Source organism: Terribacillus sp. FSL K6-0262 (assembly GCF_037977385.1).
Classification (GTDB): Bacteria; Bacillota; Bacilli; order Bacillales; family Amphibacillaceae; genus Terribacillus.
This window is the reverse complement of record NZ_CP150277.1, coordinates 934,686-958,076: the sequence shown is the minus strand read 5'-3', so window position 1 is coordinate 958,076 and position 23,391 is coordinate 934,686. Positions and strand designations below refer to the sequence as shown.

The following is a 23,391-nucleotide window of genomic DNA, read 5'->3' as shown; positions in this document are numbered from 1 at the left end:
AAGCATGAGTGAACTTTACAAGCAAGCCGGCGTAGATGTCGAAGCGGGCTATCGCGCAGTGGATTTGATGAAAAAACATATCAAGCGTACGGACCGGCCGGAAGTGATCGGCGGTGTCGGCGCGTTTGCCGGACTTTTTGACTTGTCGTCCTTTTCCTACAAGGAGCCGGTGCTTGTTTCCGGAACGGACGGGGTGGGCACAAAGCTGAAGCTTGCTTTTGAGATGGATCGGCATGATACGGTCGGAATCGATCTTGTCGCCATGTGTGTGAATGACATCATCGCGCAGGGAGCACAAGCATTATTCTTTCTTGATTATATTGCCTGCGGCAAAAACGAACCGGAAAAAATCGAACAGATCGTCAAGGGTATTGCCGATGGCTGTGTCGAAGCGGGTGCTGCTCTGATCGGCGGCGAAACGGCCGAAATGCCAGGCATGTATGGAGCGGATGAATATGACTTGGCAGGCTTTGTCGTCGGTATCGGCGAAAAGGAAAAGCTGATCAGCGGAGCAGGTGTCGAAAAGGGAGATACGATCATCGGAATCGCATCAAGCGGTCTGCATTCCAATGGCTTTTCCCTGGTAAGGCGTCTGATCGAGCAGAACGGACTGAACTTGGAGGAAGTGTATGCACCATTCGATCGTCCTTTAGGGGAGGTTTTGCTGGAGCCGACCAAAATCTACGCCAAAGCAGTGCGAGCTGTCCAGGAGAAGATCGATATCCATGGTATCTCCCATATCACCGGCGGCGGCTTCCATGAAAACCTGCCCCGCGCAGTACCTGAGCATCTAGGTGTGCGAATTCAGACTGACAGCTGGGAGCTGCCGGCTGTTTACGAATTCCTGATGGAAAGAGCACAGCTTGTCTTCGAGGATATGCTCGGTGTATTCAATACAGGCATCGGCATGGCGCTTATCGTTTCCCCGGATGATGCGGAGCGGGTCATATCCATTCTGCGGGACGCTGGTGAAAGTGCCTGGATCATCGGGGAAGTGACGGATAAGCCAGGCGTGGAGTTTTCCGCATGATTGCCGCTGCCGTATTTGCTTCAGGAAGCGGCAGCAACGCCGAAGCAATTGTACAGGCATCCGACTTGCCTTGCTCGATTGCAGTGCTCGTTTGTGATAAGCCGGAAGCACCTGTTATTTTAAAAGCAAAACATTGGAATGTAGAAACTTTCGTCTGCGATCCAAAGACTTTTCCGGATAAACAGACCTATGAACAAGCCATTCTCGCAAAGCTGAAAGAAAAGCAGATAGAGTGGATCTTCCTGGCAGGCTACATGCGCCTGATCGGACCGACACTGCTGGAAGCTTTTCCAGGAAGGATCGTGAACATCCATCCGTCCTTATTGCCTGCATTTGCCGGCAAGGATGCCATCGGACAAGCTTTGGCAGCAGGCGTGAAAGTAAGCGGTGTGACAATCCATTATGTTGATGCAGGCATGGATACCGGCACCATCATCGCCCAGGAAGCAGTCCAGGTACAGGATACAGATACACGTCAGACATTACATCGACGGATTCAAGCCATCGAGCATCGGCTTTATCCGGAAACGATTCGATCCATACTTACATAACGAGAAAGGAATGAAAGCAATGCCACGTGCGTTGATCAGCGTATCAGATAAAACTGGAATCATCCCGTTCGCCAAAGGTTTGGCAGCATTGGATTATGAAATCATCTCTACCGGAGGCACATTGAAACAGCTGCAGGAAGCAGGCATTCCGGCTATGGCAGTATCCGACGTCACAAAATTCGATGAAATCATGGACGGTCGTGTGAAAACTCTCCATCCAGCCATCCACGGCGGACTGCTGGCGAGAAGGGACCTCGAAAGCCATATGCAGGAGCTGAAAGAGCGCGATATCACACCAATCGATTTGGTGGTGGTGAATCTTTATCCTTTCAAAAATACAATCGAGAAAGCCGGCGTGACCGAAGCCGATGCGATTGAGAATATCGATATCGGCGGACCGACAATGCTTCGCTCGGCTGCAAAGAACTTTGCTGGAGTCACAGTCCTTGTCGACCCGGATGATTATGATGCGACATTGTCTGCTTTGCAGCAGGGGGAACTTTCCTATGAAGCGAAACGCCGTCTGGCAGGAAAAGTGTTCCGTCATACCGCAAATTATGATGCGATGATTGCGTCTTATTTTGCAGGGTTGAATGAGGAGCAAGATACGGAAACACTGACACTTACATATGAAAAAGTCCAATCCCTGCGTTATGGGGAGAACCCGCATCAAGCAGCGGCGTTTTATAAGGAGCCGATCGTCAAAGGTGCCTCGATTGCAAACGCCAAGCAGCTGCATGGCAAGGAGCTGTCCTATAACAATATCCAGGATGCCAATGCGGCACTGGAGATTGTCATGGAATTCCAGGAGCCGGCTGCGGTGGCGGTCAAGCATATGAACCCTTGCGGCGTCGGCATCGGCGATACCATCTCCAATGCATTCCGCAAAGCATTCGAGGCCGATCCAACATCCATTTTCGGCGGCATCGTGGCCTTGAATCGGGAAGTGGACAGAGATACGGCATTGCAGCTGAAAGAAATCTTCCTGGAAATTGTCATTGCACCAAGCTTCACGGAGGAAGCAATGGCCCTATTGACAGAGAAGAAAAATATCCGCCTATTGGAGCTGGCAGCAGACAAGATCCGGCAGCCGAAAAAAGTCGTCAGCGTAAGCGGCGGTTTACTTGTCCAGGATCATGACACAGGTGCAGTGACGGAAGCGGATTTGACAGTAGCTACCGATCGCAAGCCGACAGAGGAAGAACTGAAGGATCTGCTCTTTGCCTGGAAAGTCGTGAAGCATGTGAAATCCAATGCAATCGTAGTCGCAAAAGAGGATCAGACAATCGGTGTCGGTGCTGGTCAGATGAACAGGGTCGGTGCAGCTGAAATCGCCTTGGAACAAGCCGGAGAGAAAGCGAAAGGCGCGGTGCTTGCATCCGATGCTTTCTTCCCGATGCCGGATACAGTCGAAGCAGCGGTGCAAGCTGGTGTGACAGCTATCATCCAGCCAGGCGGCTCCAAACGGGATGAAGATTCCGTGGCTGTCTGCAACAAGCACAATATTGCCATGGTTTATACGGATATGCGCCACTTCAAGCATTAATCGTCAGGAGGAGACATTGTGAAAGTTCTTGTAATAGGCAGCGGCGGCCGTGAACACAGCATCGTCGCGAAGCTCGCTTCAAGCACGAAGGTATCTGCTCTGTATGCAGCGCCTGGGAACGGCGGCATAGCGGATTTGGCTACTTGTGTGCCGATAGATGTAACAGCTGTTGAGGAGCTTGTACGCTTTGCCAAGGAAGAACAGATCGACTGGACGTTTGTCGGACCTGAGATTCCTTTGCTGGCAGGAGTCGTCAATGCATTCCAGCAGGAGGGATTGCATGTTTTCGGTCCGACAAAGGAAGCAGCTTTGATCGAAGGCAGCAAGGATTACGCCAAGCGGTTCATGTGCACGCATGGTATACCGACTGCTGCAAGTGAAACCTTTTCGGATGCAGAGAAAGCAAAAGCCTATATTGCCGAACAGGGTGCACCGATCGTTGTCAAAGCGGATGGTCTTGCAGCTGGTAAAGGTGTTGTCGTCGCTCAGACGGTTGAAGAAGCAAATGAAGCTGTGGAGAGCATGCTCGTCGGCAATCAGTTCGGTCAGGCAGGCAGCCTGGTTGTCATAGAGGAGTTCCTTGAGGGCAAGGAATTTTCACTGATGGCTTTCGTCAATGGCAAAAATGTTTATCCGCTCGTGCCTGCCCGGGATCATAAACGCGTTTATGATAATGATGAAGGACCGAACACCGGCGGCATGGGAGCTTTTGCACCAATTCCTGATTTGAAGCAGACAGTGATCGACGAAGCTGTCAGCCGTATCCTGAAGCCTGCTGCTTCTGGCCTGGCCGAGGAGAAACGTCCCTTTACTGGTGTTCTTTACGCCGGTCTCATCGAAACAAGCAACGGTCCGAAAGTAATCGAATTCAACGCACGCTTCGGTGATCCCGAAACACAAGTCATCCTGCCGCTTTTGGAGAATGATTTGCTGCAGGTGATGCAGGATGTCACGGCTGGTGAAGATCCAAAGCTGAAGTGGAAGGACGCTTATGCGACTGGAACGGTCATTGCTGCAAGCGGCTATCCCGGAAGCTACGAGAAACAGCTTCCGATACCAGACTTATCCGGGCTTCCGAATGATGTATTCTGCATTCACGCCGGGACGGAAAGAAAGGCAGATGGCTTTGTTTCCAGCGGCGGACGTATCTTGTTCATCGGATCTGTACATCATAATCGGGCGGTCGCAGTGGAAAGTGTCAAAAAAGGGCTGGATATTTTCAAAGATAATCCTTCCTTCCATTATCGGACGGATATCGGGTTCGGGGAATAAAACGAAAGAAGAACTGGGATAAAGGCCAGTTCTTCTTTTTATTCTTCTTTGGAAGCTTGTTTTTGACGAAATTGGTTGATCAAAGTCATGCTCGGGCAATATCGGACGATACCCTCGGCAATCTTGATTGCACCTGCCAATAACACCAAATGGGCGGTGAACTGCTTTGGCTTTGTGACGAGTGCAGCTGTCGCATACCCGACCATGCTGACGCCGGCAGCAATTCGGATCATTGCCTGGATCAGCCCCATATTCGGTTTCATTTTTTGGCACCCCTTTCCTTCTGCCAGCTTAGTTTTTCCTGCCATGACAGGGGTTTATGCCAGTATAAAAATTCCAATGCGCGTCGTATTACGCAAAAGCCTCAAGATGATGTATGATAAAGGATAAGGTAAGAAGCACATCCGTGCGTATGGGGGAGGGAAGCTGCATGCAGCTTGACAAGCTCCGTGGTGAGCATTTAGATGAATTATTCAAGGCGATCCTTTCATTGAAGGATATCGAGGAATGCTATCGTTTCTTCGATGACATTGCAACCATCAGCGAAATTCAATCGCTTACACAGCGTCTTCAGGTTGCAAAGATGCTCCGTGATGGGGCGACGTATCATAGCATCGTCCAGGAAACAAGTGCGTCCACGACAACGATTTCCCGGGTGAAACGCTGCCTCAATTATGGAAACGACGGCTATAATACAGTACTTGAACGTTTGGAAGAAAAAACAGAAGAATAAGGGAGCTGACATGGGATGGTGCGCTTTGGTGTGATCGGAACGAATTGGATAACGGAATCCTTTTTGGAAGCAGGAAAGAAAGTAAAGGACTTTGAACTGACAACCGTTTATTCCCGGAAAGCTGAAACGGCGGAGGAATTCGCCAAGAAGCACAAAGCAGTACATACGTTCACTGACATTGAAGAAATGGCAGCGAGCGGAGAGATCGATGCAGTTTATATCGCGAGCCCGAATGCTTTGCATGCGGGACAAGCGAAGATTTTCATGCAGCATGGCGTTCATGTATTATGCGAAAAGCCGCTGGCATCCAATACGGCAGAAGTCAAGGATTTGATTGAAACAGCGAAACAGCATGATGTTCTGTTGATGGAAGCAATGAAATCGACATTCTTGCCGAACTTTCAAGCGGTAAAGGAACATTTGGGTGAAATCGGAACGGTGCGGCGCTATGTGGCTCAGCTTTGCCAGTATTCTTCCCGTTATGATGCGTATCGGCAAGGCACGATCCTGAATGCCTTCAATCCCGAGCTCAGCAATGGTGCAACGATGGATATCGGTATCTATTGCATATATCCGCTGGTTGCGCTGTTTGGCAAACCAAAGGAGATAAAGGCAAGCGGAACCTTGCTTGAATCGGGCGTCGATGGACAAGCAACGATCACATTGACGTATGACGGAATGGAAGCAGTCGTCTACTATTCCAAAATCACCAGCTCCACGCAGCCTTCCGAAATACAAGGAGAAGATGCGACGATCCGGATCGATCATATCGGGCATTTTGAAGATGTGACGATCCAGTATCATGACAGCACAGAGAAAACCATCAGCGGTCCGCAGGATAATGAACATCGTATGTTTTATGAAATAGAGGAATTTGTGAGCTTGATTCAATCCGGAAAACGGGAATCGGCCATCAATACACATGAATTGGCGCTGAATGTAGCGGAAATCATGGAAAAAGCAAGAATCCAGTTCGGCCTGATTTTCCCGGCCGACCGGATCCAATGATACCGAAAGCCTGGCAAAAGATTGCCGGGCTTTCTTCGTTCGTAAAGTCTTCGTATTTTCCTCCTGGTTATCACTCAATTATCCAGTCGATTTTTGCTATAATGAACGTTATGGAAGCAAGTAATGGAGGATGCGTACGTGTATAACATGAAAGAGTGGAAACATATATTCAAGCTCGATCCAGCTAAGGAAATCGGCGATGAAGAGCTGGAGAAAATCTGTGAGTCCGGAACGGATGCCATCATCGTCGGCGGTACGGACAATGTGACATTGGATGGTGTCCTCGATCTGCTGGCGCGGATCCGCCGCCACACAGTTCCGGTCATCCTGGAGATAAGCACAATGGACTCGATTACACCTGGCTTTGATTTTTATTATGTGCCGATGGTGATGAACAGCAAAGACAAGCAATGGATCATGGGGCTCCATCATGAAGCTGTGAAGGCATACCGGGATATGATGCACTGGGACGAGATCATGATGGAGGGTTATTGTGTCATCAATCAGGAAGCGAAGGTTTTCACCCATACGAACTGCGAAATGCCGTCTGAAGAGGATATCATCGCTTATGCTTATATGGCGGAGCATATGTACAAGCTCCCGATATTCTATCTGGAAAACAGCGGCGCGTATGCAGATCCGGAACTTGTCGGCAAGGTGAAAAATCAGCTCTCGAACACATTGCTGTTTTATGGGGGCGGCATCGCTTCACCGGAGCAAGCAGCCGAAATGAAGCAGTATGCAGACGTGATTATTGTCGGAAACAGCGTATATGATAATATAAAGGCTGCCCTGAAGACAGTGGAAGCAGTAAAAGGAAAGAAATGAAGGCGGTGCAAACATGAGCCGATTGGCGAATGATTTAATAAATGGTTTGAATAAGGAACAGGCAGAGGCGGTACAGCACACGGAAGGACCGCTGCTCATCATGGCTGGTGCCGGAAGCGGTAAGACACGTGTGCTGACGAACAGGATTGCCTATTTGCTGGGGGAGAAGGAAGTATCGCCGCGCAGCATCTTGGCGATCACTTTCACGAACAAAGCTGCCCGTGAGATGCGGGAGCGTGTGCACAAATTGGTCGGGGAGGAAGGTTCCCAAATATGGGTTTCCACTTTCCACTCCATGTGTGTGCGCATTTTACGCCGTGATATAGACAGAATAGGATATAATAGCAATTTTTCCATCCTTGATACGAGCGATCAGCTATCTGTCATCAAGCAAGCACTGAAACGGCTCAATCTGGATCCGAAGCAATATGATCCGCGCGCGATGCTTGGTGCCATCAGCTCAGCAAAGAATGAACTGATCACGCCTGAACAGTACAGCAAGGAAGCTGGCAGTGTTTATGAACGGAAAGTGGCTGAAGTATTCGACTTGTATCAAAAAACGTTACGCCGCAATCAATCACTGGATTTCGATGATTTGATCATGCAGACAATCCAGCTGTTCGACCGCGTGCCCGAAGTGCTGCAATACTACCAGCGCCGTTTCCAATACATCCATGTGGATGAGTACCAGGATACGAACCATGCGCAGTACCGTTTGGTGAATCAGCTCGCTTCCCGTTATAAGAACCTCTGTGTGGTAGGGGACTCCGATCAGTCCATTTATCGCTGGCGGGGAGCCGACATCACCAATATCCTGTCTTTCGAGAAGGATTATCCAAATGCGAAGGTCGTCATGCTGGAACAGAACTACCGCTCGACGAAAACGATCCTGGATGCGGCAAATAAAGTCATTGCCAACAATACAGGGCGCAAGCCGAAGAACCTTTGGACCGATAATGCGGATGGAGCAAAGCTGCGTTATTACGAAGCAGCAACAGAACGCGATGAAGCATTGTATGTGACCGAGAAGATCGAGGAAATGGTCATGAAGGAGAAGAAACGCCATTATCGTGATATCGCGATTCTTTACCGGACGAATGCCCAATCCCGTTCCATCGAGGAAACGTTTGTAAAAGCAGGAGTCCCATATCAAATGATCGGCGGCACGAAGTTCTATGACCGCAAGGAAATCAAGGATATGCTGGCCTACTTGCGTCTGATAGCAAACCCCGATGATGACATCAGTTTCGAGCGGGTAGTCAATGAGCCGAAGCGCGGCATTGGAAAAACCTCCATTGAAAAGCTGCAGGCATATGCCAATGAGCATGAACTTTCCTTGTTCGAGACACTTAAGGAAGTCGATTTCACAGGTGTAAGTGCCAAAGCGGCCAATGCCTTGAGCGAATTCGGGACAATGATCAGCAATTGGAGCAACCAGATGGAATTCCTGACGGCAACGGATATGGTCGAGCAGGTGCTGGAAGGTTCAGGCTATGAAGAAATGCTGAAAGCAGAGCGGAGCATCGAATCCCAAAGCCGTCTCGAGAACTTGGAAGAGTTCAAGACAGTGACCAAAAACTTCGAGCAGACAAGTGAAGACAAGTCCCTGGTTGCATTTTTGACGGATCTCGCACTGATTGCGGATATCGATTCGATGGATGATGACCCATCCAGTGACGATAAAGTCGTCCTTATGACACTTCATGGTGCCAAAGGGCTTGAATTTCCGGTAGTATTCCTGATCGGGATGGAAGAGAATGTGTTCCCGCACAGCCGTTCCCAAATGGATGAGACGGAGATGGAGGAAGAGCGTCGTCTTGCATATGTGGGCATCACCCGTGCAGAAGAGGAGCTATTCCTTACCAATGCCAAGATGCGGACATTGTTCGGCCGGACGAATATGAACCCGGTCAGCCGTTTTATCGGTGAAATTCCGAATGAGCTGCTCGAAGGCATGCAGGAAACCAAACAAAATCCATTCGGACTCCAAAGCCGTCGCCAACAGCCGAAGCCGCAGGAGCAAAAGCGCATTGTCCGCAAGCCGAAGCCAAAATCAGGAGCCGATGCGCTTGGATGGAGCCCTGGTGACAAGGCAGTCCATAAGAAATGGGGCGAAGGAACAGTGGTGAAGGTCAATGGAGAAGGAGAGGCGATGGAGCTTGATATCGCCTTCCCGGCACCGGTTGGCATCAAACGGCTGCTTGCTTCGTTCGCACCGATCACAAAAGCTTAACTGAGGTGGCAACATGAATAAAGAAGAAGCGATCCAAGAGCTTGCGGATTTACGCAAAAAGCTCAATCAATATAATTATGACTATCACGTCCTCGATGATCCTCAGGTGTCCGATCAGGAATATGATCAAACACTGAAACGTCTGCTGGACATCGAAGCGGAGTTCCCGGATCTTGTCACAAGCGATTCACCATCCCAGCGCGTCGGCGGCACGCCGCTTGAAGCATTCAACAAGGTGGAGCATCGCGTACCGATGCTTTCCCTGGGCAATGCCTTCAACGAAGAGGATCTGCGGAGCTTTGACAAGCGGGTTCAAAATGGATTGGGAACCGACGATTACTCATATATTTGTGAACTCAAGATTGATGGACTGGCGGTTTCACTCCGTTACGAAAATGGAGAATTCGTCCAAGGAGCGACACGTGGTGACGGGACGACGGGGGAAGACATCACCCAGAATCTGCGGACAATCCGCAGCATCCCGCTCCGAATAGATTTGAACGAAGCAATCGAGGTGCGCGGGGAGGCATTTATGCCGCAGAAATCCTTTGCGGCCCTCAATAAGCAAAAGGAAGAAAACGGCGAAGCGCCTTTTGCCAATCCGCGTAACGCAGCAGCAGGGTCTTTACGGCAGCTTGATCCGAAGATTGCTGCCAGCCGCAATCTTGATATTTTCCTATATGGTTCTGGCCAATGGGAGACAAATGATCTGGATTCCCATAGCGGATTGCTCGATTACTTGGAGAAGTTAGGTTTCAAGACGAACAAGGAGCGCCGCCGCTGCCGGACAATCGAGGAAGTACTGGCTTATGTGGAGGAATGGAGCGCCAAACGCCGTGAATTGAGCTATGAAATCGATGGTATCGTCATCAAGGTGGACAAGCGGGAGCAGCAGGATGAACTTGGCTTCACAGCACGTACACCTCGCTGGGCGATTGCCTATAAATTCCCAGCTGAAGAAGTGACGACGAAGCTTTACGATATCGAGCTGAATGTCGGACGTACCGGTGTCATCACTCCGACCGCACTGCTGGAGCCGGTCCGGGTGGCCGGCACGACAGTACAGAGAGCAACCTTGCATAATGAGGACCTGATTCGCGAGAAGGATATTCGGATCGGGGATACGGTTGTCATCAAAAAGGCCGGTGACATCATCCCGGAAGTCGTCCGTGTCGTGACGGATGCCCGAACCGGAGAAGAGCGGGAATTCCACATGCCCGAGCACTGCCCGGAATGCGGCAGCGAGACGGTTCGTTTGGAAGGCGAGGTAGCGCTTCGCTGCATCAATCCGAGCTGCCCGGCACAGCTTGTCGAAGGATTGATTCATTTTGTTTCCCGGAATGCGATGAATATCGATGGACTTGGGGAGAAGGTCATCATCCAGCTGTACCGTGCCGGATTGGTGCATACGATCGATGATCTGTATAAGCTGGATCGCGATGCTTTACTGGACCTTGAACGAATGGGTGAGAAATCGGCAGATAATCTGCTTAAATCGATTGAAGCATCGAAGGATAATTCACTGGAGCGCCTGCTGTTCGGTTTAGGCATCCGTTTCGTCGGTGCCAAGGCTGCGAAAACATTGGCCCAGGCCTTTGAGACGATGGATGAATTGCAGCAAGCATCCGTGGAGGAGCTTGTAGCAATCGATGAAATCGGGGAAAAGATGGCTGACTCCATTTATCAGCATTTCCAAGAAGATAAGGTCATCCAGCTGATTGAAGAGCTGAAGGCGGTAGGCGTCAATATGACCTACAAAGGCATCAAGCCGCAGGAAGTGACTTCTGACAGCATCTTCAGCGGCAAGACCATCGTCTTGACGGGGAAAATGGAAGCTCTCACACGGCCGCAGGCAAAAGAGAAAATCGAAGCGCTTGGCGGCATTGTCACTGGCAGTGTCAGCAAAAAAACAGATTTATTGATTGCCGGCGAGGATGCTGGTTCGAAATATGAAAAAGCAGAGAAGCTTGGCATTGAGATATGGGATGAAGCACGTTTGATCGAAGCGTTACAGGAATAGAGAGGGGAAACACATGAAGAAATTAGCAGGTGTTCTTAGTATAGGGGCACTCATTTTGCTGGCAAGCTGCGGTCCGTCTGGCGGCGGGGAAGAAGAGGTCAAGCAGGAAACGGCGGATGGCGGGGAAAAAACATCCGTCGTTTCCAGCTACAACTACTCGGATGAGGAATATAAAGTATTGCTTCCTTATGAGAAGGGAAAATCCAAGGGTGTCGTCAACTATGAGACAAGCGCTGCCCGAGGCGTGATCATCAACCAAATCGCCAACCGTTTGGATATCGATGAGGTCGAAGAAGGACTGCGGAATCATTCGAAGGATGTTTTCAGTCCGGAAGATTACTATTTCCGTGAAGGGCAAATGCTGGATAGCGATACGCTTTACAGCTGGATCGGCCGATACGCCAAAGCCAAGGAAAACGATAAGGGAGAAATCACCGAGGATGAAAAAGCGAAGGAGCTTGGACTGAATCCGGAACTGGATGAAGACAAAGCTTCCGAGGAGGACTTCCGCAAAAATCCCAAATATCTTTCTCACATCCTGGAGCAGGACTATATGGTCGAGGATGACAATGGCGATATCACATTGGGCGGCGTTTCCATCGCCCTTGCGATGAAGTCGGAATACCAGTTCACAACTGGCGGCAAAGGACCATATCGTGAGGATATCCCAGAGGATGAGATGCTTGCACAAGCAAACGAAATGGCCAAGAAGATTGTCGAAAGAATGCGAGGAATGGATGGATTATCCGAAGTTCCGATTCATATCGCCGTTTACCGGGAAGCCAAGAAGGAATCGGTCGTTCCAGGCAACTTCGTTGCTGAAACAACCGTAGAAGAAGGCAGCAGCTCGGTCGGGGACTGGGACAAGATCAATGAGGAGAATGTCTTGTTCCCATCCGATGCGGCAGAAAAGGATCATCCAGATGAAAGCCAATATATATCCGCTTTCGAAACGAAGGTGTCCAGCTTCTTCCCGAATTACACCGGCATGGTCGGAAGAGGATTCTATCAGGATGATGAGCTGAAAAAACTTACGATCGAAATCCCGATCCAATTTGAAGGGAATGCTGAAGTGGTCGCTTTCACGCAATATGCATACAGCCAAGTCATGGACATCTTCCCGAATTACTATGATCTGGAAATCAACATCACCTCCAATGATAAGACAGAAGCAATCATTACGAGGGAGAAAGACACAAAAGAACCGGAAGTGTATATCCTTAATTAAAGAAGCCATACAAAAAAAGACAAAAATTCACATTTAAAGACAAGACTAGGAAAGTATAATTGGGAAATAGGTACAGAAGCATACTCTTTAATCCCTACTTTCCCAATATACTTAAAGCTGGGATATGTTAGAATGAAAGCAGGAACACATCCCAGCAATGGTCTTGGGCACAAGCTCTTACTCAGAAAGAAAAAAATGTTTCGAGGTGTAGCCCAAATGGAAATCGGCCCTTTAATTAAACTACATAGAATAAAGCAAAACATGACGCAAGAAGACCTAGCAGCGGGTATTGTTTCAGAATCCTATCTGTCCAAAATCGAAAATCAAAAAACCGACGCCAGCCCGGAAGTCATCGCATTATTATGCGAACGACTCGGTATTCAGCTCAATGCAGAAAACGAGGATATGATCAAGGAGAAGGCGGAAGAATGGTTTGCGCTTCTTTATGTTACGAAAAGTAGAGAAGAACAGAAAGCAAGATTCCAGGAATTAGAGCAATTATTTAAGAATAGCAATTCTGATTACGAAATTCTTTTTGAGATTCACAAAGTTAGATACTATTTGGTTAGTAACGATGAACAGAAAACCAAAGAGCAAATAGAAAAGCTAAGAAATCTGGAGTATTCTTTTGATTCTAAACAAAATTTCTTTTGGAATAAGTACTTAGGTAATTATTATCAAATAAATGAAGATGATAATGTCAAAGCACTTCATTATTATGAGATTGCCGAATCACTTATAAAAAATATTGAGTTGACCGAAACAGATATAGCCGATATCCATTATACTTTAGCAGTCACTCATACTAGATTGATTAACAATCTTAAATCAATGGAACATGCCAATAAGGCACTTGATGTCTTTAGACAAAACTATAACTTTGTTAGATGTGCACAGTGCCATATTCTCCTGGGTATTAGCTATCGAAGAATGCACATGATTGATATGGCAATAAAACAATATAATATGGCGAAACATCTCGGGGAGATAACTGAAAACTCGGAAGTAATTCAACTATCTAATCATAATTTAGGATACTTACACTCCACACTAGGTGAAAGCGAGGAAGCTATAAGATATCTCGAACAAGCTTATGCGATGGGGAGTAATGTTACAGCTACCCAAATTAATACAGTTATTTCTTTAATTAAGGAATATTATAATAGCGGAAGATTAAATGAGGCTAAAGAAATTCTCGAACAAAACTACCAACTTGTAGAAGAGCTTCCGGTTCATAACAAACGAACATTTAAACTTGAGTTGGATGTGTACAAATACGCAATTTATAAAGAATACAATCAACTTGAGCATACAATTATTAATGAATTTTTACCGTACTTAGAAGAAAAAAGTGATTATGCCAACATTGTTAATTATGCTAATATGATTGGAGAACACTTTGAAAAATTAAAGAAATATAAGAATGCTGCTCATTTCTATAAGTTGGCAAGTTCTAGTTATCAAAAACTTTTAAAATTTTAAGGGGAGATTATTTATGAAAAAACTATTGGTAGTTACTGGTCTAATTGCAGTTCTAGGTATCAGTACAGTAGTTGGAAGTTCTAATTCAAATGATGGAGCATTGGAAGCAACTCCTGGTGTACTTTCCATCAAACTATCTAATTTCTAATATTAATTTATAGTTTCCTAGAAGGATAATCCATTCCTTCGCCGAATAAATACACTAAGTACTATTTCCCTTAAGTAAGACCCTCAATCGCTCGCTTTATCATGAGATAAGGCGGGCTTTTTCTTTTTATCGTGCTTGGCTTTGTTTGGCGGTCAAAAGGTGCTAAAATAGTTATATGTTATAGTCTGGTTGCTTTACGGCAGCTCCTTTTGCTATGATCATTTTTATATACATGTAAGGTGAATTCCGGAGGTGACAGTATGTCAGAGATTACAAAAGAACAGGTATTGCATGTAGCGCATTTGGCGCGTCTTGCAATCACAGATGAAGAAGCGGAAAAGATGACGAAGGAACTCGATGCTATCATTGGATATGCCGAGCTTTTGAATGAGCTTGATACAGATAATGTTGAACCTACGACACACGTGCTTGATTTGAAGAATGTCATGCGTGAAGATGAACCGCGCAAGTGGATCGACCGGGAGGATGCATTGAAAAATGCACCGGATCAGAAGGATGGCCAGTTCCGTGTGCCGTCGATTTTGGACTGAGGAGGAAGATTATGTCTTTGTTTGATTATACATTGAAAGAATTGCAGGAAAAGCTACATAACAAAGAGATCACGGTTACGGATCTTGTGGATGCTTCCTATGCGCGCATCAAGGAAGTAGACGATGAAGTGAAAGCTTTCTTGACACTTGATGAAGAAAATGCACGGGCGGCTGCCAAGGAATTGGACGAGCAGGACAGCGACAACCCGTTATTCGGTATTCCGATCGGTATCAAGGATAATATCGTGACGAAAGGTCTTCGCACCACTTGTGCGAGTAAGTTCCTTGATAACTTCACGGACCCGCTTTACGATGCAACGGTCGTTTCCAAGCTGAAGGACAAGAAGACTGTCACAATCGGGAAATTGAACATGGATGAATTCGCGATGGGTTCTTCCAATGAGAACTCCGCGTACTTCACTACTCGCAATCCTTGGAACACAGATTATGTTCCAGGCGGTTCCAGCGGTGCGTCTGCAGCTGCTGTAGCTGCAGGAGAGGTATTCTTCTCCCTGGGTTCCGATACAGGCGGTTCCATTCGTGAACCAGCAGCATTCTGCGGTGTCGTCGGATTGAAGCCTACATACGGTCTTGTTTCCCGTTTCGGTCTCGTTGCATTTGCATCTTCCCTGGATCAAATCGGTCCGATGACTCGTACGGTAGAAGATAACGCACACCTGCTGCAGGCAATCGTAGGTCATGATGAAATGGATTCCACCAGTGCCGATGTGGAAATCCCGAATTACACAGAAGCTTTGAAGCAGGATGTCAAAGGACTTCGCATCGCTGTGCCTTCCGAGTATCTCGGCGAAGGTGTTTCCGATGAAGTCCGTGATTCCATCAAAGCTGCCTTGAAAGTTTATGAAGATCTTGGCGCAACATGGGAAGAAGTTTCCCTTCCGCATTCCCGTTATGCAGTGGCAGCATACTACTTGCTGTCTTCATCTGAAGCATCTGCCAACCTCGCGCGTTTTGACGGCGTCCGTTATGGTGTTCGCTCCACTCAGGCGGAAAATATGATCGACGTGTTCAAATATTCCCGCCGCGATGGTTTCGGCGAGGAAGTAAAACGTCGCATCATGCTTGGTACGTTCGCGCTTAGCTCCGGCTATTACGATGCGTATTATAAGAAAGCCCAAAAGGCACGTACTTTGATCAAGAATGACTTTGACAAGGTGTTCGAGGATTATGATGTCATCGTTGGACCGACAACTCCGACACCAGCCTTCAAAGTAGGCGAAAAAGTCGAAGATCCATTGACAATGTACGCAATCGATATCCTGACGATCCCTGTGAACCTTGCGGGCGTGCCGGGAATCTCCCTGCCTTGCGGATTCTCAAGCGAAGGGCTGCCGATCGGCTTGCAAATCATCGGGAAGCACTTTGATGAGGCGACGGTCTACCGCGCTGCTTATGCATTCGAGCAAGCGACAGATCATCACAAACAGAAACCGGCATTGGGAGGCGTAAAAGGATGAATTTCGAAACTATCATCGGACTCGAGGTACACGTGGAGCTGAAGACGAAGTCCAAGATTTTCAGCCCGAGCCCAAATGCATTCGGTGCCGAACCAAATGAAAACACCAACCCGATCGATCTTGGGTACCCTGGTGTGCTTCCAGTCTTGAATAAAGAAGCAGTGAACTTTGCAATGAAGGCCGCGATGGCGCTTAACTGTGAAATCGCAACGCATACAAAATTCGACCGGAAGAACTACTTCTATCCGGATAACCCGAAAGCTTACCAGATTTCACAATTCGATCAGCCGATCGGCGAGAATGGCTGGATCGAAATCGAAGTGGATGGGTACAAGAAGAAAATCGGTATCACACGTATCCACATGGAGGAGGACGCTGGTAAACTGTCCCATACAGGCGACGGATACTCCCTTGTCGATTACAACCGTCAAGGTACACCATTGATCGAGATCGTGTCCGAGCCGGATCTTCGCACACCGGCAGAGGCGTACGCGTATCTTGAGAAGCTGCGCAACATCATCCAGTACACCGGTGTATCCGATGTGAAAATGGAGGAAGGTTCCCTGCGCTGTGACGCCAACATTTCCCTGCGTCCGATCGGACAAGAGGAATTTGGTACAAAAGCAGAACTGAAGAACTTGAACAGCTTCGCATTCGTCCAAAAAGGCCTTGAATTCGAAGAAAAACGCCAGCAGAAGGTCTTGCTTGCCGGCGGTGAAATCCTGCAGGAAACACGCCGTTATGACGAGTCCACCAAAGAGACGGTCCTGATGCGTGTCAAAGAAGGTTCTGACGATTATCGCTACTTCCCAGAGCCGGATCTTGTTCCGTTGTATATCGATGACGAATGGAAGGAACGCATCCGTGCGTCCATCCCTGAGCTTCCGGATGCCCGGAAGGCCCGCTATGTGAATGAGCTGGGCTTGCCTGCATACGACGCAATGGTGCTGACGCTCAGCGTGGAAATGTCCGACTTCTTCGAGGCGACATTGAAAGCTGGCGCCGATGCGAAAGCAGCTTCCAACTGGCTGATGGGTGAGGTTTCTGCCTACTTGAACAAGCAGCAGAAAGATCTTTCCGATATCGCATTGACACCGGAGGGACTGGCAAAAATGATCACATTGATCGAAGATGGCACCCTTTCCTCCAAGATGGCGAAGAAGGTATTCGCTGAGCTTGTCGAGAACGGTGGCGATCCAGAACAGATCGTCAAAGACAAAGGACTTGTCCAAATCTCTGATGAAGGCCAGCTGACTGAAATCATCACAGCGATCCTTGATCAGAACGAACAGTCCGTCATCGACTTCAAGAACGGGAAAGACCGTGCCCTCGGCTTCCTGGTCGGCCAAGTCATGAAACAGACAAAAGGCCAAGCCAACCCGCCGATGGTTAATAAAATCCTGATTGCGGAAATGAATAAACGCTAATGAGAAGGACCTGCCTTTGGGGCAGGTCCTTTTTCATGTATGGAAGTTTTCATTACCGTCTCCAATGTGCATGTGATATTTGGTAGACTATCAGAAAAGGGGGGAGGAAAAAGCATGGTACATAACCAGGGACTGCCTTATCATTTTTTTCAAGGTACAAACCAGAAGGCACCCATACTTGTCATTTATCACGGCTGGGCGGGCAGTACAGCAGGATATTATGAGCTTGCAGCCGAGCTGAAAGAACTAGGGTATACAGTGGTTTTACCAGATATAATCCATCACGATAGCAGAGGGATTTTAGATAATTACTTTGATGGGCAGATACGTCAGCGGTTATTCTGGGAGACAGTATTCCAGAAGTCGATGAATTCGAGATCTTGTTAGCTGATCTGAAAGTGAATAGGAAGGACATCCTTGTCATTGGCAGTTCCATGGGCGGTTTTATAGCAAGCAGTATTTTAGCAAAGAATCCAGAAATACAAGGCTTGGTAAATGTGAATGGATCCGGCGCATTCGTAGTTGCGGAGGAGTTTTTCAGGAGTGCCGACGGAAGAAGGAGAATGACATCTATCGAAAGATCGATGCTTGAAGCGTATGATCCGATAAATTATACATATAGCGGCAAACCTGTTTTACTTATGCATGGAGATAATGATCATATAGTGGATTCCTCTGGGCAATATGCGTATTACGCGCACTGCAGCAGCCCGCATATTACGTTTGATATCTACAATGAAGTCAATCATCAGTTTACAGATGATATGGTGGAGGGGCTCAAGTCTTGGCTGAGCAAGCAATTTGGAAGCAGCGGTGAATGAGGCAGGTGGCAGATAGCTATATCTGGAACCATACGACTTGGTTTACTTACTATATTTTTGATCGCTGTTTTTGTATAGCTGCAATCAAGCAGTGAAAGCATACTGATGGCCATAGCTCTGACAGCAAGTGTATTGCTTCATAAAAAAGACGCATCAAAATAATCAATGCGTCCTTTCCCTGGCGATTATTTTACATACCCGAGGACAAATCCATCATAGCCTTTGCTGCCGACTGTCTGCACAGCGGTGGCTTCGATGCGGGGTTCTTCGGAAAGCATTTTGAGAAACTGCTGTACGCCTTGCACACGCTCATCCGTGCTATGCTCATTTGCCACTTCGCCTTTTCGGACAACGTTATCGGCAACGATGACTGCCCCAGGTGCTGCTAATTTCACTGCCCATTTGAGATATTCAGGATAGCTCTGTTTATCGGCATCGAGGAAGATGAAATCAAAAACATTCTTCTGCTTGTCATACAATACAGGCAGTGTATCGATAGCTTTACCGACTACCACTTCTGCTTTGTCCTGCAGTCCAGCTTTGGCAATATTGCTTCGGGCGACTTCAGCAAAATCAGGATTGGCTTCCAGTGTGTACAATTTTCCTGAAACGGGAAGGGCTTTGGTCAGCCAAATGGTGCTGTAGCCGCCAAGGGTGCCGATTTCCAGGATGTGCTTAGCACCCTTGATTTTCGCCAGCAAGTGCAAAAGCTTCCCTTGCAGAGGAGAAACATCGATCTGAGGCAAACCGGCGTTTCGGTTCGCCGTCAATACATAATCATGGTCCTCGCCGGCAAGCAGCAAATGATCTAAAAACAAAGCATCTACATGATCCCATCTGTTTTCCATACGTTTCATCCCCTCTTCTTCTATGCTTTTAGTGTAGCGGATGGGGAGAAGAAAATATATTGATTTGACTGATTACTGTGAATTTTTGGCTTATGCAGGCGTGCCAAATCAAATAAAAAACAAGTAGCCAAAAGAGCGGGGAATTTCCGATGACTGGGTTAAATCCGGCTTATTTTTCCTATACTGACAAGAGATAGGCTTCCTGAAGCGGGCAAAGACCTTTTCAAAATAGGAAAAAAAAGCTATGATAGGACATGGACTATGTGAACGTAAGGTTTGGTAGGAGGCAATACAGATGAAACGCGCTCGGATCATTTATAATCCAACTTCAGGTAAGGAAGCGTTCAGACGGGAACTCCCGGATGTATTAGAAATCTTTGAAAAGGCAGGCTATGAGACTTCGGCGCATGCGACCACATGTGAAGGCGATGCAACTAAGGCAGCACGCTTGGCAGTGGAGCGGGGCTATGATCTTGTCGTTGCATGCGGCGGGGACGGTACTGTCAACGAGGTCGTCTCGGGATTGGCAGAACAGCCGAACCGGCCGAAGCTCGGCATCATTCCGGTCGGTACGACGAATGATTTGGCCCGGGCATTATTCATTCCGCGCAATATCAAGCGAGCAGCAGAGATCATTGTGGAAGGCAGGACGCGCAAGCTAGATATCGGGAAGGTCAATGATCATTACTTCATGAATATCGCTGGCGGCGGGAAGCTGACAGAGCTTACCTATGATGTTCCAAGCAAGACAAAAACAATGCTCGGTCAGATGGCCTATTATTTGAAAGGCATTGAAATGCTCCCATCCCTAAGACCTATCAAGGTCGAGATCGAGTATGACGGAAAATGGTTCGAGGATGAAATCATGCTTTTCCTAGTTTCCAATACGAACTCTGTCGGCGGTTTTGAAAAACTTGCACCAGATGCGCTGCTGAACGATGGCTTGTTTGATCTGGTCATCCTGCGCAAAACCAATATTGCGGAATTTATCCGTATCGCTTCCTTGGCAATCCGAGGAGCGCATTTGGACCATGATCTTGTCTTTTATACAAGAGCGAACCGAATCAAGGTGAAGCCTGCGGATAAAATGCAGCTGAACATCGATGGCGAATACGGCGGCTTACTGCCAGGTGAATTCGTCAATCTGCATCAGCACATCGAATACTTTGTCACAGAAGAATTCATCCAGAAACAAGATAGCTTAGTTGACTAAGCTGTCTTGTTTCTTTTTTCGACATATTTCCCGGGCAATGGACCCGGATTTCTGATTTCCGCCACAATGTGTTACAATCTTGAAAGCAAAAACAAAAAGGACGATGAAAATGGCAAAATTAGCGCCACCAGTTGAAAAGAATCAAACAATCGAGCTGACTTTCGAAGACCTGACCCATGATGGCGACGGTGTCGGCAAAGTCGACGGCTACCCATTGTTTGTACCATATGCACTGCCAGGTGAGACAGCACAAGTAAAAGTAATAAAGACGAAGAAGAACTTCGGTTTCGGTAAGCTTCTTGAAGTGACCAAACCAAGCCCAGCCCGTGTGGAACCGCCATGTGATGTTTATATCCAGTGCGGCGGATGCCAGCTTCAGCATATGAGCTATCAGCTGCAGCTTGAGATGAAACAGAAGCAAGTCCAGAATGCCATGAAGAAAATCGGCCATCTGGAGCATGTACCAGTCCATCCAGCACTGGGGATGGACGACCCTTGGCGTTACCGGAACAAAATCCAGATTCCGACAGCGGAGCGAAATGGTGAGATGATCACTGGCTTCTATCGCAAACGCAGCCATGACATCATCGAGAACATGGAAACCTGCGTCATCCAGGATGAAGTGAACGACCGGATGGTGGAAGCTGTCCGCCGAATCGCCAGCCGCCTTGGCATCCCAGCTTATGATGAAGAAACCCATCGTGGTGTCCTTCGTCACATCATGGTCCGAACTGGCCAGCAGACCAATGAAACGATGATCGTACTCGTCACTCGCACAAATGAATTGCCTTATGCGAAGGAGCTTGTAGCTGAGCTGCATGAGACATACCCGCAAATCAAATCGATCGTGCAGAACATCAACAAGGAACGCACAAACGTGATCCTGGGCCGTAAAACAAAGCTACTATGGGGCGAAGAGTACATCTACGATACAATCGGAGATATCAAATTCGCGATTTCCGCACAATCCTTCTACCAAGTCAATCCGGCCCAGACGAAGGTGTTGTACGATCAGGCATTGAAATACGCGAAGCTAAGCGGCAATGAAACGGTCATCGACGCATACTCGGGTATCGGAACAATCTCGCTGTTCCTGGCCCAAAAAGCGAGAAAAGTCTACGGCGTCGAAATCGTACCGCAAGCAGTTTCCGATGCCAAAATGAACGCCAAACTCAATCATATGGACAACGCCGAATTCTACGTCGGCAAAGCCGAAGAAGTCATGCCATGGTGGAAAGCCCAGGGCCTTAACCCAGACGTCATCGTCGTCGACCCACCGCGCAAAGGCTGTGACGAAGCACTGCTTCAAGCCATGATAGACATGAAGCCGAAACGTATCGTTTACGTAAGCTGTAACCCAAGCACATTGGCACGTGACTTGCGCTTCCTCGAGGATGGCGGATTCGAGACAAAGCAAGTGCAGCCTGTAGACATGTTCCCACAGACTGGCCACATTGAATGTGTGGCAGAGATTGAGTTGAAGCTGTCCAACTAAAATAAACATTTCTCAGTGAAAATAAACTTTTCCTAATAAGACCCCGATTTCGGTAAAATAAACAATTCCGATTTCTGGGTCTTTTTCTATTATCCCTTGCCCTTACTGACTTTTCTCGATATTCTCTTCCTTCTTTTCTGGGAGATCTTTATTTTAACTGAGGAAAAAGGGTGAAAAAACAGGTGGAAAAGCGGGTGAAAAACAGCTGATTTTGAATAGAAAAAGTGTGGAAATGAGGGTTCGGTAGGAAATCTTTATTTTAACTCGAACGGTGGAATACGGGCTGGACGGGTCTTATTTAGGAAATGTTTATTATTGTTGTACATAGTAGAGAAAAGAATTTTAATTGAGCTTGTATTATTCCTTGATATTGTGTTTGTGAGAGATAAGAATGAAGAAATAGGGATAACAAAAATGAGTCATTGCTATGCTATTCAAGGTAAGGGCATCGATAGGAGGTCTTAAGTATGGCGGATAAAAGAACAATAGAGGAAGTATGCGGGGATGGATGAGTACATAAAACGAACCGGGGAAGTGGCCATGGAACAGGCAAAAAAGAATAATACGTATATTGTATACGAGAAGGATGGCAAGTTGGTAAAGGAGTACCCAAATGGCAAGATTATTCCATTAAATGTGGAGGAAGAAGGATAATAACATTTGTCAGGAAAATAACACTGCCCCATATCCCCAAGACTAAAGAACCGTTTTTGAAAATGCCTATACAATTGTTGGGAATGATTGGATGTGTTTTGTATAATTTTTATGGACTACAGCAATAATCCAAACCTTATGGAGGTATCGCTGCGTGAAATTTAAATTTGTAATCTTTCTTTTGCTAACAACGCTGATTATAGGAGGATGCAATATGAGTAATGGCAAAGAGTCCCTCTCCCCTTCTGAGATGGATCCGAATGATTTACCAGATGTACCGGCATTTCAAGATGAATATACAAGAGAATATATGCAGTCTACTGAACAAGTTAAAGACGGTTATTACCCATTAATCTCTAAGACGAATGGATTCACTCTTCACTTCCCTGAAGATATGGTTGTTGATGATACCAGTAACGCACAGCCGGACGAACTATATGAATCCCTCATATTCCATTATGAAGACAATGATATAGCAGCGATGGATGAGTTCACCATTCACTATATTAGTCCTGTATCTGACATTGAATGGAGTAAGGATTATATGAATAGAAGAGCCGGGCAGGAATTGAATTTTGAAAAACTAGAAGCGGATTATGAGAATCAGTACATTGAAGTGGCAGAAATGAAACCGGATGATTCTACCTTGACACTAGCTGCACTTATTTGGAATGACAATGACCAGCAAGCACAGATATTTACGAATATTATTTGTAGAAAAGATATCGACAAAGATGAATGTGCTTCTTTACAAGATAAAGAACGGGAAAAAGTAATAGAGGTATTTAAATCCATAAAATTCCTGGATAATAAAGGTAAGTGAGT

Annotated in this window: 23 protein-coding genes; 21 read left to right on the top strand and 2 right to left on the bottom strand. The window is 47.1% G+C overall.

The annotated features are described in order from the left end of the window. Positions 1-4: 4 nt before the first annotated feature. From purM to purD, 4 genes are read left to right on the top strand one after another with little or no spacing between them, the layout of a single operon-like run. Positions 5-1,030 carry a phosphoribosylformylglycinamidine cyclo-ligase gene (purM, locus tag MHI54_RS04855; RefSeq protein ID WP_095215018.1) on the top strand — a complete coding sequence of 342 codons (1,026 nt, stop codon included), beginning with the start codon at positions 5-7 and terminating at the stop codon, positions 1,028-1,030. Next, positions 1,027-1,581, top strand: coding sequence for a phosphoribosylglycinamide formyltransferase (gene purN, locus MHI54_RS04850; protein ID WP_095215017.1), 555 nt, complete (start codon positions 1,027-1,029; stop codon positions 1,579-1,581). Before purM ends, purN begins: the two co-directional genes overlap by 4 nt. A gap of 19 nt (positions 1,582-1,600) precedes the next feature. Next, positions 1,601-3,127 carry a bifunctional phosphoribosylaminoimidazolecarboxamide formyltransferase/IMP cyclohydrolase gene (gene purH, locus MHI54_RS04845; RefSeq protein ID WP_095215016.1) on the top strand — a complete coding sequence of 509 codons (1,527 nt, stop codon included), beginning with the start codon at positions 1,601-1,603 and terminating at the stop codon, positions 3,125-3,127. An 18-nt stretch (positions 3,128-3,145) separates the two neighbouring features. After that, complete coding sequence (purD, locus tag MHI54_RS04840) at positions 3,146-4,399, top strand: phosphoribosylamine--glycine ligase (RefSeq protein ID WP_340082468.1); 1,254 nt, start codon at positions 3,146-3,148, stop codon at positions 4,397-4,399. A gap of 38 nt (positions 4,400-4,437) precedes the next feature. Here the strand turns inward: purD and MHI54_RS04835 are convergent, their stop codons facing one another. Continuing rightward, positions 4,438-4,662 carry a DUF2892 domain-containing protein gene (locus MHI54_RS04835; RefSeq protein WP_158221486.1) on the bottom strand — a complete coding sequence of 75 codons (225 nt, stop codon included), beginning with the start codon at positions 4,660-4,662 and terminating at the stop codon, positions 4,438-4,440. Between the two features lie 167 nt (positions 4,663-4,829). Between MHI54_RS04835 and MHI54_RS04830 the strand changes: the two genes are divergently transcribed. From MHI54_RS04830 to MHI54_RS04770, 13 genes are all read left to right on the top strand, one after another. Beyond that, positions 4,830-5,132: a YerC/YecD family TrpR-related protein gene (locus tag MHI54_RS04830; protein ID WP_093727343.1), complete on the top strand. Its 303-nt coding sequence runs from the start codon at positions 4,830-4,832 to the stop codon at positions 5,130-5,132. Positions 5,133-5,147: 15 nt separating this feature from the next. Then, positions 5,148-6,140 (top strand): Gfo/Idh/MocA family oxidoreductase, encoded by a 993-nt coding sequence (locus MHI54_RS04825; protein ID WP_095215013.1) that lies wholly within the window; start codon positions 5,148-5,150, stop codon positions 6,138-6,140. 138 nt (positions 6,141-6,278) lie between these two features. Further along, a complete protein-coding gene (locus MHI54_RS04820; RefSeq protein WP_095215145.1) occupies positions 6,279-6,968 on the top strand; it encodes a heptaprenylglyceryl phosphate synthase in 690 nt (229 codons plus the stop codon). A gap of 13 nt (positions 6,969-6,981) precedes the next feature. Continuing rightward, a complete protein-coding gene (gene pcrA, locus MHI54_RS04815) occupies positions 6,982-9,201 on the top strand; it encodes a DNA helicase PcrA (protein WP_095215012.1) in 2,220 nt (739 codons plus the stop codon). Positions 9,202-9,214: 13 nt separating this feature from the next. Further along, a complete protein-coding gene (gene ligA / locus MHI54_RS04810) occupies positions 9,215-11,221 on the top strand; it encodes an NAD-dependent DNA ligase LigA (RefSeq protein ID WP_095215011.1) in 2,007 nt (668 codons plus the stop codon). Between the two features lie 13 nt (positions 11,222-11,234). Beyond that, the gene (locus MHI54_RS04805) at positions 11,235-12,449 is read left to right on the top strand and encodes a CamS family sex pheromone protein (RefSeq protein WP_095215010.1); all 1,215 of its coding nucleotides are present in this window, start codon (positions 11,235-11,237) and stop codon (positions 12,447-12,449) included. A 132-nt stretch (positions 12,450-12,581) separates the two neighbouring features. Continuing rightward, positions 12,582-13,931, top strand: a complete 1,350-nt coding sequence (locus MHI54_RS04800; RefSeq protein WP_340082465.1) for a helix-turn-helix domain-containing protein — start codon at positions 12,582-12,584, stop codon at positions 13,929-13,931. A 13-nt stretch (positions 13,932-13,944) separates the two neighbouring features. Continuing rightward, on the top strand, positions 13,945-14,079 hold the full coding sequence (locus tag MHI54_RS04795; RefSeq protein ID WP_340082464.1) for a hypothetical protein: 135 nt from the start codon (positions 13,945-13,947) through the stop codon (positions 14,077-14,079). Between the two features lie 260 nt (positions 14,080-14,339). Continuing rightward, positions 14,340-14,630 carry an Asp-tRNA(Asn)/Glu-tRNA(Gln) amidotransferase subunit GatC gene (gene gatC / locus MHI54_RS04790; RefSeq protein ID WP_095215008.1) on the top strand — a complete coding sequence of 97 codons (291 nt, stop codon included), beginning with the start codon at positions 14,340-14,342 and terminating at the stop codon, positions 14,628-14,630. Positions 14,631-14,641: 11 nt separating this feature from the next. Further along, positions 14,642-16,108: an Asp-tRNA(Asn)/Glu-tRNA(Gln) amidotransferase subunit GatA gene (gene gatA, locus MHI54_RS04785; RefSeq protein ID WP_340082463.1), complete on the top strand. Its 1,467-nt coding sequence runs from the start codon at positions 14,642-14,644 to the stop codon at positions 16,106-16,108. Further along, positions 16,105-17,535 carry an Asp-tRNA(Asn)/Glu-tRNA(Gln) amidotransferase subunit GatB gene (gatB, locus tag MHI54_RS04780; protein ID WP_095215006.1) on the top strand — a complete coding sequence of 477 codons (1,431 nt, stop codon included), beginning with the start codon at positions 16,105-16,107 and terminating at the stop codon, positions 17,533-17,535. The genes gatA and gatB overlap by 4 nt, the downstream gene beginning before the upstream one ends. A gap of 114 nt (positions 17,536-17,649) precedes the next feature. Next, positions 17,650-17,922, top strand: coding sequence for a hypothetical protein (locus MHI54_RS04775; RefSeq protein WP_340082461.1), 273 nt, complete (start codon positions 17,650-17,652; stop codon positions 17,920-17,922). Then, a complete protein-coding gene (locus MHI54_RS04770) occupies positions 17,916-18,356 on the top strand; it encodes an alpha/beta hydrolase (protein ID WP_340082459.1) in 441 nt (146 codons plus the stop codon). The genes MHI54_RS04775 and MHI54_RS04770 overlap by 7 nt, the downstream gene beginning before the upstream one ends. Positions 18,357-18,541: 185 nt before the next feature. Here the strand turns inward: MHI54_RS04770 and MHI54_RS04765 are convergent, their stop codons facing one another. Then, the gene (locus MHI54_RS04765) at positions 18,542-19,204 is read right to left on the bottom strand and encodes an O-methyltransferase (RefSeq protein WP_095215004.1); all 663 of its coding nucleotides are present in this window, start codon (positions 19,202-19,204) and stop codon (positions 18,542-18,544) included. A gap of 295 nt (positions 19,205-19,499) precedes the next feature. Between MHI54_RS04765 and MHI54_RS04760 the strand changes: the two genes are divergently transcribed. The 4 genes from MHI54_RS04760 (at position 19,500) to MHI54_RS04745 (ending at position 23,389) form a co-directional block, all read left to right on the top strand. Then, complete coding sequence (locus tag MHI54_RS04760) at positions 19,500-20,417, top strand: diacylglycerol kinase (protein WP_095215003.1); 918 nt, start codon at positions 19,500-19,502, stop codon at positions 20,415-20,417. Between the two features lie 109 nt (positions 20,418-20,526). Further along, complete coding sequence (rlmD, locus tag MHI54_RS04755; RefSeq protein ID WP_340082457.1) at positions 20,527-21,912, top strand: 23S rRNA (uracil(1939)-C(5))-methyltransferase RlmD; 1,386 nt, start codon at positions 20,527-20,529, stop codon at positions 21,910-21,912. Positions 21,913-22,416: 504 nt separating this feature from the next. Continuing rightward, complete coding sequence (locus MHI54_RS04750) at positions 22,417-22,566, top strand: hypothetical protein (RefSeq protein WP_340082456.1); 150 nt, start codon at positions 22,417-22,419, stop codon at positions 22,564-22,566. 214 nt (positions 22,567-22,780) lie between these two features. Further along, on the top strand, positions 22,781-23,389 hold the full coding sequence (locus MHI54_RS04745; RefSeq protein WP_095214994.1) for a hypothetical protein: 609 nt from the start codon (positions 22,781-22,783) through the stop codon (positions 23,387-23,389). The last annotated feature ends 2 nt before the right edge of the window (positions 23,390-23,391 follow it).